Here is an 11,119-nt window from a genome sequence, read left to right as displayed (position 1 = left end):
AATACCTCACTTCCGGATGCAAGCGAAAATGTTTGATAGATTTGCCGAAACTGCCGTCGTCGTGCTTGTTAGTAAATGGATTAAGTCCCACTTCCGCCTCCAACGTCCAATGCTTGGCCAAGCGGAATTCCACTCCTAAGTTTGGCGTAGCAGTCCCCCAATAAGGGATGTTCGTTTTAACGCCTACTATCGCTCCCTTCTCTTCCTCCAGTGGCGTTTGAGCTTGGAGACAGAGCGGCAGTAGCGCCATAGCTGCACAAATAAATGTCGTCTTCATAATTCGACTTAGTTTAATATGTTTTGTTAGTGAATTGAATCTTGTTTGTCATCCTTATTTATGAAATAAGGTCAAACCCCGTTGCAAAAGAAGAAATAAATATCGTGAACGCAAAATAAATCTCAGATTATTTTTCAAAATAATAGGCTTTTCTTCCTTTGTATCTGGCATCAGCGGCTGTTCATTCTTATTTCATAAATAAGGTTTTTTCTTTTCTCTAATCATTTTATCAATAGTAGCGGTCACTAAGGCATTGGCTTGGTCTTGTTCGGTGCGGTCGAGTTGGGAAAGATAGATGCGCGTTGTCTTTTCGGAAGAATGACCTAACGCTTTTCCGATGATAGCTACCGGGACATGATGCCGGAACGCCTCCGTGGCCCACGTATGCCGCATGACGTAGGAGGTGAGCCGCGTCTCGACGCCCAACCGCTTTCCAATCTCGTGCAACGACTGGTTGTGCAAGGCTAATAACCGTTTGTATTGCGTATGACTATATCCTTTGTCCGCCAAAGCAAAAAGGTAGGGCGAGTCGTTGGCGTATTTCTCGAAAATCAACTTCATGCTCTGCGTTACTTTGAGCGAGATACGCGTGCCGGTCTTACGGCGATGATACGAAAGCTCTCCATCTACAATGTCCGTTTTCTTTAGTCGTACAATATCCGCAAACGGCATCCCGCACGCCAAGAAACTGAACACTGCCAGGTCGGCCGCCTTTTCCAATCTTTCCAGAGGCCACTCTTCGCTGGCCATGCGTTCTATCACCTGGATAGCTACCGCCCGCTTTTCAGTCATTTCCCGTTTCAGCTTCAGTTGGGCGAACGGATGGCGGAGGATGGTAAAGAGGTTGCTTTTGTAGGCTGCATTGTAAATCGCACGAAGGCTACTCAAGTAACTATTGATGGAGTTGGTACGCAACCCTAAACTTTGCAGATAAAAGGTAAAATCGGAAATCATCGTGGGCGTAATGTCTTTCATCCGGCAATCCGTTTTGCCTAAAAAACGAAGAAAATGGTTGCCCGCCGCCCGGTAAAGTTCAGCTGTGCTTTCTTTGCCCAACCGACGTTTTTCGTTTACTCGTACTTGTACATAGGCCGAAAACCAAAGTGATGGTTTGGCACGTTGTTTATCGTTTGATTGCATATATCGTTTGTTTTCGTTCGAATTCTCGTTATATTCTTTTTCAAATATAGTTATAATCGTTTCCGTTTGTCGTTATAATCGTTTTCGTTTATGCTTATATTTTGGCAGAAATGTCGTACTTTTGCGAAAAGGTTAAACTAATAATTAATTTATATGAAACGTTTATTATTTGTATGGGGCGCATGCTGTGCCTTGTTGCTCCTGGCTTGTTCGCCTAAGCAGGAGTTGAAACCCATTCGGTCGGGCGAGATTTGGCCAGACAACCAGGGAGTACATGTCAATGCGCATGGTGGATGTATTTTGTATCATGAGGGAACCTATTATTGGTATGGCGAGAACAAGTCCGACACGACGAGCAACGCGATGGTCGGCATCATGTGTTATTCGTCGAAGAACCTGACGGATTGGACGAACGAAGGCGTGGCTTTGCCGGTCGAGATGACAGATACGACGAGCGATATTATCCAAGGTTGTATCATGGAGCGTCCGAAGGTGATTTACAACGAGCGGACGCGTAAGTTCGTGATGTGGTTCCATCTCGAATTGAAAGGGCAGGGTTATTTGGCGGCTCGTTCGGCGGTGGCCGAGAGCGATACACCGACGGGTCCGTTCCGTTATATCGGTTCGGGTCGCATCAATCCGGGTAAGCTTCCGTTTGATATGACTGAAGAGCAGCGGGCGCTGTTGGATACGCTGAACGTAGAACAATATGAGTGGGATACGCCGGCGTGGAAAGAGGCCGTAGTGAAGGGATTGTTCCTGAAGCGCGATTTGGAGGGCGGACAAATGGCTCGCGATATGCAGCTCTTTGTAGACGACGATGGCAAGGCGTACCATATCTTTGCCTCCGAAGAGAATTTCACGTTGCATATTGCCGAGCTGAGCGACGACTTCTTGAGTCATACCGGCAAGTATGTGCGGGTGGCACCCTCAGGCTCGAACGAGGCACCGGCCATCTTCAAAAAGGCAGACGGGACCTATTGGATGATTACTTCCGGTTGCACGGGCTGGGTACCTAATGAGGCGCGCATGTTTTCGGCTCCGTCGATTTGGGGACCTTGGACGCAGCATCCGAATCCCTGTGTAGGACCTAAAGCCGAACTGACTTTTGGCGGACAGAGTACTTTCGTTTTGCCGATACCGGGCAAGCAGGATGCCTTCCTCTTTATGGCCGATATCTGGCGGCCAGAGCATCCGAGCGATGCGCGCTACATCTGGCTTCCTATCCAATTCAAGGCCGACGGAACGCCGGTAGTCGAGTGGATGGATAGCTGGACAATGGAGTATTTCAATTGATAATTGACAATGGACAATTGACAATTGGTTGTTATACTGGTAATTGTCAATTGTCCATTATCCATTGTCAATTCCTAAAGAAGCGGAGCTGAACTTAAAAAAGAATAAAAACCTAATTATTTTCTATGTTGTAGAACATAATTCTGCAAAATGTTTGTATCTTTGCACCGTCCAAAAGGACAAGTTTAGGTTATAAATAGTATTAAGTATTAACCCAGCCTCGGACGCGAGGCTATAAACCAAAATAGTATGATGGAGAAAAATGACAAAGTAATGCAAGCATTGGCGATGTTACGTTACCAATTGGAACGTTACCAAACAATGAAAAATGGTTTGATGTGCCAAATGTTGAATGCGAAGATTCGGCGTTTGGAAGGTTCGCTCAATGCGGTAGGAGGCGCTAATTGATGCGCTTTTGATGTGAGTGTTTAGTTTTATTATGTTGTTATGTTAGTAAGATGACATCTCTTGCCACCGAAAGGTTGGTAAGAGATACAAAGGAGGCGGTACTTTCTATCTTGTATATCAAGTGAAAGGACCTTTTTTTATGTCCATACGTATGCTTCTTCCCTATTTTTTTTGTAGCTTTGTAGGCGTTTTAAGTTTGAATGATGTTTTATTACAATGACACAAATATGAAAAGAAAAGCTACATGGTTGTGCCTTTCCCTTTTGGCAGGGACGACTCTTTGGGCACAGGCTCCGGAGAAGACAGGAGTCGAGTCTATCAACCGGAAGACCGCCGAGGCGTACGGCGTGAATTCGATTAACCGCTTAACAGCCGAAGCGCACATCGGCTTTTTGGCCAGCGACGATTTGCAGGGACGCGAAGCTGGGTGGCAAGGCGGACGCGTCGCGGGCGAGTACATCGCTTCTACCTTGATGGCGTTGGGCATCCAGCCCGTAGGTGATTCCTATTTCCATCCTTTTGAAGCGTATCATGCCGAACGCCAAAAGAAAGGGCAACGTTGGCAGGTTGAACCCGACTCTATCGCCAAGTTAAAAGAGGTAGTGCATCAAAAATTGGATATGCGCAATGTCCTCGGCATGATTGAAGGAAAGAATCCGAACGAAATTGTGATTGTCGGCGCGCACTACGACCATTTGGGGTACGACCCGATGCTCGATGGCGACCAGATTTACAACGGTGCGGACGATAACGCGTCGGGCGTCTCGGCGGTGTTGCAGATTGCGCGGGCCTTCCTGGCTACAGGCGTCCAACCGGAGCGCACGGTCATCTTTGCCTTTTGGGACGGCGAGGAGAAGGGTCTCCTCGGTTCGCGTGCTTTTGCCCAGTCTTTCCCCGATATAAATAAAGTGAAGGGTTATTTGAACTTCGACATGATTGGCCGCAACAACGACGAGGCGAACCCGGAGGGCGTCGTTTACTTTTACACCCAGGCGCACCCGACGTTCGAAAAGTGGCTGAAAGATGACATCAAAGAGTATGGCCTGAAGCTGAAGCCCGACTATCGCGCGTGGGATAACCCCGTAGGAGGCAGCGACAACGGTACCTTTGCCAAGCTCGGCATTCCTATCATTTGGTATCATACGAACGGGCATCCGGACTACCATCTTCCCAGCGACCATGCCGATAAGATTAATTGGGACAAGGTGGTCGACATTACAAAGGCTTCCTTCCTGAACATCTGGAATATGGCGAACGAGAAAGATTTTTAAGCCAAAAAGTACTTAGAGATACCTCCCAAGCCCTTTTTGCTCTCGAATAAGTGTTTTTTGTCGACGGGTAAGAGGTGGCAGGATGCGAAAAAATACTTTTTGTCGGCAAGCAAGCCCTTGGCAGACGTGAAAATATGCTTTTTTACGACTCCCAAGGGCTTGGTTGTTGTGTATAAACGCTTATTTGGGCTAAAAAGAGCTTTTTGGGGGCAAAAAAAGGGTTTATTTCTCTGAACAAGGGCTTGGGAGGCGGGAATAAACACTTATTTTCACTAACCAAGGGGTTGGTCGTTGGAATATTAACTTTTTATCACCTCCCAAGGGCTTGGTTGCGAAAATAGATACTTATTTTAACAACAGAAGCCCTTTCTTGTGGTGTATGCGCTTTTGTTAAGCACGGATTTCGTGGAAAACATGGCTTTTATGAGCTGTTTTTCGGTGAAATCCGTGTTCTGTGCCTAAAAATTACATCAGGAGGTCGAGCAACAATTGGAACGCGGCCTGTGTAGCGGCTTCGATGTTCCCCGCGCGGTCGGACGAGAAGTGGAAGCAACTCGAGACGACATGTTCGTGGTAAGCAGCAGCTATCCAGACGGTTCCGACCGGTTTCCCCGGCACGGCGCCCCCTGGACCTGCGATGCCCGACGTCGCCACGGCGCAATCGCACTCCAACACGCGCATGGCTCCCCTGGCCATCTGTTCGACTACCGGCTGGCTGACAGCTCCGTAGCGAGCCAAATCCTCTTCTGATACACCCAAAACGTTATGCTTCACCTCGTTGCAATACGATACAATGCCGCCTTTGAAATAGGCCGAACTGCCCGCTCTGGCAGTGATTTCGTGAGCCATGTTGCCGCCCGTGCAACTCTCAGCCGTGCCTATCGTCAAGTTCTTTTCCTTGAGCAAGGGTATCAATCTGTCTAAAAATGAATCCATTGTGTTATTCTTTCCGTGTCATTTTTGAGCAATGTTATTCACTACGCGCGAGAAGGGCGCAGCATCCATCGGACAGAATTCTTTGTCCATAAACTTGTAATAGCCCGTGATAGCAACCATCGCGGCGTTGTCTGTCGTGAACGAGAATTTTGGGATATGCACCTTCCATCCGTACCGCCGGGCATGGTCGAGGAACGCATCGCGCAATCCGGAATTGGCCGACACGCCTCCCGCCACGGCAACCTCCTTGATGCCTAAATCCTTGGCCGCTTTCCGGAGCTTGCCCATCAGGATGTCGACGACCGTCGCCTGCAGCGAGGCACAGAGGTCCTTTTGGTTCTTTTCGATGAAATCCGGATCTTCTTTCAAAGCGTCGCGCAGGGTGTAGAGGAACGAAGTCTTCAGCCCGCTGAAGCTATAATCATATCCCGCGATGTGCGGCTTGCTGAAAGTGAAAGCGTGCGGGTTTCCCTCGTTGGCGAGGCGGTTCACGACGGGACCTCCCGGATAGCCCAACCCCATGACCTTCGCGCATTTGTCGAAAGCCTCGCCCGCTGCGTCGTCGATGGTTTGCCCAATCACTTCCATATCGTTATAAGCCTTTACGCGGATGATTTGCGAGTTTCCGCCCGATACCAAAAGGCAAAGGAAAGGGAACGAAGGCGCATGGTCGTCGTCCGGCGTCTCTTTGATGAAATGGGCAAGGACGTGCGCCTGCAAATGATTGACCTCAATCATCGGGATATCCAACGATGCCGCCAATCCCTTCGCAAACGAGGTGCCGACAAGAAGCGAACCCATCAAGCCCGGTCCGCGCGTGAAGGCAATGGCTGAGAGTTCCGATTTATCGATGCCCGCCCGCTTGATAGCTTCCGATACGACCGGGATGATGTTCTGTTGATGTGCCCGCGAAGCCAGTTCCGGCACCACGCCACCATACGCCTCATGCACGGCTTGGCTGGCGATAACGTTCGATAGCATGACGCCGTCTCGGATGACCGAAGCGGACGTATCATCGCACGAAGATTCGATTCCTAAAATGGTTATGCTCATAAAATCTCTGTTTTTTGTCTGCAAATTTCTGCAAAATAACGAAATCTCTCGCGATATTGTTTTATTTTTGTGGATAATTTTAAGTGAGAAAACTATCAAAGGACTGAAATACATAGTAATTATTCTGTTATCGCTGGTTTGGATTTTGTATGTCCTTCCAGGGATGCTGGTGAATATTCCGTTTATACAAACGAAAATTGCCGAGATAGCTACGGAAGAATTGCGTGACCGTTTAGGGGTTCCTGTGCGGATAAGCAATGTGGATATCGAGTGGTTCAATCGGTTGGTCATTGAAGGATTGTATTTGGAAGACCAAGACGGGAAAGTCCTTTTTCGGGCGAATCATTTGGCGGCGGGGGTGGATGTGCTTCCTTTGTTGGAGGGACGTTTTGTGTTCAATACCGTCCGTTTGTTTGGACCTGAAGTATATCTGAGTAAGAAGACTGCTACGTCTCCTTTGAATCTCCAATTCGTGATAGATGCCTTCGCCCGGAAGGATACGACGCCGAAACCCAAACCGAAGATAGACCTTCGTTTCAACACGATTCTCATTCGTCAAGGGCATTTCCGGTATGATGTGGAAGATGCGCCGACGACACCCGGAAAGTTTAATGCGAAACATGTGGATGTACATAATCTGAGTGCCAAAATATCATTGCGGGCATTGAAGAATGATAGTATCAATGCCCAAATCAAAAAGATGAGTTTGGAGGAGAGCGTCGGTTTCTCATTGGATAAACTATCGTTTTCGGTTGTAGGAAACCGGGATAGCATCCATTTGCAAGATTTTGAAATCCATTTGCCCCAGACCAGCTTGCGTATTCCGGAAGCTAAAGTGGACTTGACGCAGGTGGATACTTTGAATGCTTCGTTGGTGGACAAGGCTCCGGTGGTTTTGAAGATTGCCCCGTCTCGTGTTTGTTTGAAAGATATCTCCGCTTTTGTACCCGCTTTCCGTAATTTTACTGATTCAATTGAATTGTCTGCCCGTGCGGACGGATTGATTAACCATATCAATTTAGAGAACCTGACGTTGAAGTATGGGAAGAAGATGTTGTTGGTCGGGAAGATGGATTTGCGTGGCATTACCCGTCCGGAGGATGCCTTTGTGGTTGGACAGGTGAATAAGATGTATATCACGACGGTCGGGTTGAGCGATTTGTTGAACAATTTTAGCAAAGACCGTGTGGTACTTCCTCCTGCTTTGGTGAAGTTGGGGACTATCAACTTCACAGGTGAGATTTCGGGCTTTTTTAACCACCTGATTGCGTATGGAAAACTTTCGACGGCTATCGGTTCCATTCAAACGGATTTGATTTTCGGGCACGACAAAAAGAATCAAGTGGCCGCATTCCTAAAAGGGCGTGTACGTACGGAAGAATTAAATGTAACAGACCTGTTGAAGGCGAATAATTCTTTGGGAAAAGCCAAGTGCTATATTGAGATAGATGCCAGTCGTCCTGTGGGCGGGCATTTTGCTGGAAAGATACAGGCGAATGTGCAGCGTTTCGATTTCAAAGGATATACTTATCGGGATATTCAATTGGATGGGAATTTCCGCCGGAATGCATTCGATGGGCGTATTTTGCTGAATGACCCAAACGGCGTTCTTTCAGCAAACGGTATTTTTGAGAACCAAGGGGCTGCATCTCGTTTTGATTTCCAGGCTTCGGTGAAGCATTTCCGTCCGGATCGTCTACATCTTCTTGAAAAATACGAAGAGCCGGATATCTCCTTTGCGATGAAAGCGAATTTTACGGGAAATACGATAGATAATCTGGCCGGTAGTATTCAGGTGGATAGTTTGGATTTTCGGACGAAACCAGATAGTTTTTTCCTAAAAAAGTTTCAGGTTGAGGCTGCAGGTCATGCCATGGAACGGAATTTGCAAATCTCGTCTGATATTGTAAACGGAGAGATTAAAGGCGCCTATTCGTTTGCTACGTTAATACCCAGTTTGTTGAAAACATTCGAAAGCTATTTGCCTGCGTTGGTACATGTCGCACCTCCGAAGCAGGAAATCAAGGATAATAACTTCACGCTTTTACTCACGATTGAAAATACGGAGGCATTATCCCAGACGTTGAAGCTTCCGTTTAGCGTGTTGCATCCGGCTCGCATAACAGGTTCGTATGATAATCATTACAATAAGTTCCGCTTCGAGGCTTATTTCCCTTGGTTTCGATTAGGGAAAGCGAACTTCGAAGGAGGCTATCTGACTTGCAATAACTTACAAAATCAATTGGAATTGGAAATGAAAACAACGAATTTCAATTCCAAAAGTATGCAGAATCATTTTGGATTGCAACTGAAAGCCTACGACAATTGTGTACATACAGACGTACAATGGTCGAACAACAAAGAAAAGACCTTCCGGGCGGATCTCTCAGCTTCGACTTGTTTTGTGGAAGAACATACGGAAGATGAACCACCTGTCTTACGAACAGAGGTGACATTACATCAGACGCCGGTCGTCATCAATGATTCTATCTGGCATATATTGCCTTCTAAATTGATGATTCGGAAAGGGAAAATTAGCGTGGAAGACTTTAAGTTGGCGCATCATCAAGAATATTTATTGCTCAATGGCGTGGTTTCAAAGGAACCGACAGATACCTTGAAGATGAAAATGAATAACGTGGAGCTGAAATATATTTTTGATATCTTGAATATTCCTGCCGTGCAATTCGCGGGAAAGGCAACGGGAGATTTCAATATCTGTGATTTGCAAGGAAGCCGGAAGATGGATACGGATTTGCAGGTTCGTGATTTCTCGTTCAATCAGGTTGCTTTGGGCGAATTGAAACTCTTTAGCGCTTGGGACGATGCCCAACGGGGAATCCTCATGCGAGGAAATATTTATAAAAATGATACGACGTGGACCAGTGTGGATGGGTATATTTATCCTGTCCGTACCCCCGAACGAATGCCCGGTCTTTCGCTCCATTTCGATGCGAATGATATCAATATCGCTTTCTTACATCCGTTTATGGAGAAGATTGCGAAGGATGTCCAGGGGCATGGTTTTGGAAAGATTCATTTGCATGGACCATTTAAGGCGTTGACGGTCGAGGGCGATGCTTATATTCAGGATGGCGGATTAGGGATTGATTTCTTGGATACTTATTATACGTTTTCGGATTCGGTGCACATGGATTCGACGCGTATTTGGATTCGAAATTTGACGCTTTACGACAAGTTTAAAAATTCAGGCAAAGTGAATCTGACGGTCAACCATACGCATTTTCATAATTTCGATTATCATGTGGGCATCGAAGCGAATAATATGTTGATGTATGATGTTTCGGAAAAGCATAATCCGTTGATTTATGGAGTTGTGTATGGAAGCGGGACTGCTGCTATTCATGGGAATGGGCAGGTAGTCAATCTGGATGTCAATATGCAGAGCCGTCCTCATACACACGTGTATCTGAATTTCATGGGCAATTCGCGGGCGGAGGAATATGATTTCATTACCTTCATCGACCGGAAGAAATTGCGGGAAGAGGCGGCCGAAAAGCGGGAAGTTGTGCGTGATTCATTGGCTAATAAAATTTTAAATACGGAAGAAGAAGGGGCGGAGTTGCGTATGAATTTCCTTCTTGATATTACGCCTGATGCTAATTTCGAACTTTTTATCGACCCGCATGCGGGAGACCGTATCAAAGGATATGGAAGCGGGAGTTTGCAAATTCAATGGGGGACGAAAAATGATTTGCGTATGTATGGAAGCTATGGCATTCAGGAAGGAAATTATAATTTCAGTCTCCAGCAATTGATTCATAAAGATTTTAAGATTCGGGACGGGAGCATGATTACTTTCAATGGAGACCCCTTTAATGCGATTTTGGATATCAATGCGATTTATAACCTGACCGCTAATTTGAGTGATTTGGATGAGAGTCTGGCGTTGGAGAGTCCGCGTACGAATGTCCCGGTGAATTGCGTCTTAAACCTGGACGGTATGTTGCGCCGTCCGGATATCACATTCGATTTGGAGCTTCCGGGTTCGAATGAGGAATTGGAACGCCAGATGAAGAGCTTCATCGATACAGACGATATGATGACGCGCCAGATTGTCTACCTCTTGATATTAAACCGTTTCTATACGCCCGAGTATACTGGGACGACCAATTCGAACGATTATTTTTCGGCGGCGGCTTCGTCGGCTCTCTCTTCCCAATTATCTACGTTGCTCAATTCGATTACAGATAAGGTGCAAATCGGGACGAATATCCGTGCCGGCGAGGATTGGGGTATTCGTGAAACAGAGGTGGAAATGTTGCTTTCCAGTCAATTGCTCAATAACCGGTTGCTCTTCAATGGTAATTTTGGTTATAAAGATACACCTTTGCAAAAGCAAGCGTTCATTGGTGAGTTCGACCTCGAATACAAACTGACGCGTAATGGCGATATCCGTTTGAAGGCTTACAATCATGCCAATAACCTTTATCAATACCTCAAGCAATCGCTTACGACGCAGGGAGTAGGTATTATGTTTAGGAAAGATTTCACGCGTTTTTCGGACCTTTTCCCGCATCGTCGTTTGCGGCGTTCGTGGGCGTTGCCGACAGATTCGCTTGCGGCACCTGTTTTACCGATAGATTCACTCAAAAAATAAAAGGAAATTCGGGCCTTTTCGAGATTTCCGTTGGGATGGGGGATTCGTGGAATCTTCCCGAATCGCTGCGTTTACCTAAATAATTCATTGAAAATTTATCCGCACGAGTGCGAAATC

The 11,119-nt window shown here is 46.6% G+C and carries 8 protein-coding genes; 4 read left to right on the top strand and 4 right to left on the bottom strand.

All coding sequences use genetic code 11. The features are described 5' to 3' along the window. Positions 1 to 250 (bottom strand): DUF3575 domain-containing protein (locus B5F77_RS12665; RefSeq protein ID WP_239446349.1); only part of this gene is annotated, 250 nt, incomplete at its 3' end. A 219-nt stretch (positions 251 to 469) separates the two neighbouring features. Next, positions 470 to 1,417 carry a site-specific integrase gene (locus B5F77_RS12660; RefSeq protein ID WP_087331305.1) on the bottom strand — a complete coding sequence of 316 codons (948 nt, stop codon included), beginning with the start codon at positions 1,415 to 1,417 and terminating at the stop codon, positions 470 to 472. 147 nt (positions 1,418 to 1,564) lie between these two features. On the opposite strand from B5F77_RS12660, the gene B5F77_RS12655 reads away from it, so the two are divergent. From B5F77_RS12655 to B5F77_RS12650, 3 genes are all read left to right on the top strand, one after another. Beyond that, entirely contained in the window at positions 1,565 to 2,713 is a 1,149-nt protein-coding gene (locus B5F77_RS12655) for a glycoside hydrolase family 43 protein (protein ID WP_343225095.1), read from the top strand. Between the two features lie 249 nt (positions 2,714 to 2,962). Then, positions 2,963 to 3,121 (top strand): hypothetical protein, encoded by a 159-nt coding sequence (locus B5F77_RS15750; RefSeq protein WP_162607997.1) that lies wholly within the window; start codon positions 2,963 to 2,965, stop codon positions 3,119 to 3,121. A 227-nt stretch (positions 3,122 to 3,348) separates the two neighbouring features. Continuing rightward, entirely contained in the window at positions 3,349 to 4,392 is a 1,044-nt protein-coding gene (locus B5F77_RS12650; RefSeq protein ID WP_087331308.1) for a M20/M25/M40 family metallo-hydrolase, read from the top strand. Positions 4,393 to 4,857: 465 nt separating this feature from the next. Here the strand turns inward: B5F77_RS12650 and B5F77_RS12645 are convergent, their stop codons facing one another. Then, positions 4,858 to 5,328 carry a CinA family protein gene (locus B5F77_RS12645; protein WP_087331300.1) on the bottom strand — a complete coding sequence of 157 codons (471 nt, stop codon included), beginning with the start codon at positions 5,326 to 5,328 and terminating at the stop codon, positions 4,858 to 4,860. Between the two features lie 18 nt (positions 5,329 to 5,346). Next, positions 5,347 to 6,381: a tRNA (adenosine(37)-N6)-threonylcarbamoyltransferase complex transferase subunit TsaD gene (tsaD, locus tag B5F77_RS12640; RefSeq protein ID WP_087331298.1), complete on the bottom strand. Its 1,035-nt coding sequence runs from the start codon at positions 6,379 to 6,381 to the stop codon at positions 5,347 to 5,349. 163 nt (positions 6,382 to 6,544) lie between these two features. On the opposite strand from tsaD, the gene B5F77_RS12635 reads away from it, so the two are divergent. Next, entirely contained in the window at positions 6,545 to 11,002 is a 4,458-nt protein-coding gene (locus B5F77_RS12635; protein ID WP_239446348.1) for a translocation/assembly module TamB domain-containing protein, read from the top strand. Positions 11,003 to 11,119: the final 117 nt, after the last annotated feature.

The sequence above is a fragment of the Parabacteroides sp. An277 genome, assembly GCF_002159645.1.
GTDB lineage: Bacteria > Bacteroidota > Bacteroidia > Bacteroidales > Tannerellaceae > Parabacteroides.
Note: the sequence above shows the minus strand (reverse complement) of the source record. Positions and strands in the feature narration are given on the sequence as shown.

Excerpts from the sequence above, each read along its gene's own strand:
- B5F77_RS12660 (WP_087331305.1), bottom strand. The coding sequence starts at position 1,417 with ATGCAATCAAACGATAAACAACGTGCCAAACCATCACTTTGGTTTTCG.
- B5F77_RS15750 (WP_162607997.1), top strand. The coding sequence starts at position 2,963 with ATGATGGAGAAAAATGACAAAGTAATGCAAGCATTGGCGATGTTACGT.
- B5F77_RS12650 (WP_087331308.1), top strand. The coding sequence starts at position 3,349 with ATGAAAAGAAAAGCTACATGGTTGTGCCTTTCCCTTTTGGCAGGGACG.
- B5F77_RS12645 (WP_087331300.1), bottom strand. The coding sequence starts at position 5,328 with ATGGATTCATTTTTAGACAGATTGATACCCTTGCTCAAGGAAAAGAAC.
- tsaD (WP_087331298.1), bottom strand. The coding sequence starts at position 6,381 with ATGAGCATAACCATTTTAGGAATCGAATCTTCGTGCGATGATACGTCC.
- B5F77_RS12635 (WP_239446348.1), top strand. The coding sequence starts at position 6,545 with ATGCTGGTGAATATTCCGTTTATACAAACGAAAATTGCCGAGATAGCT.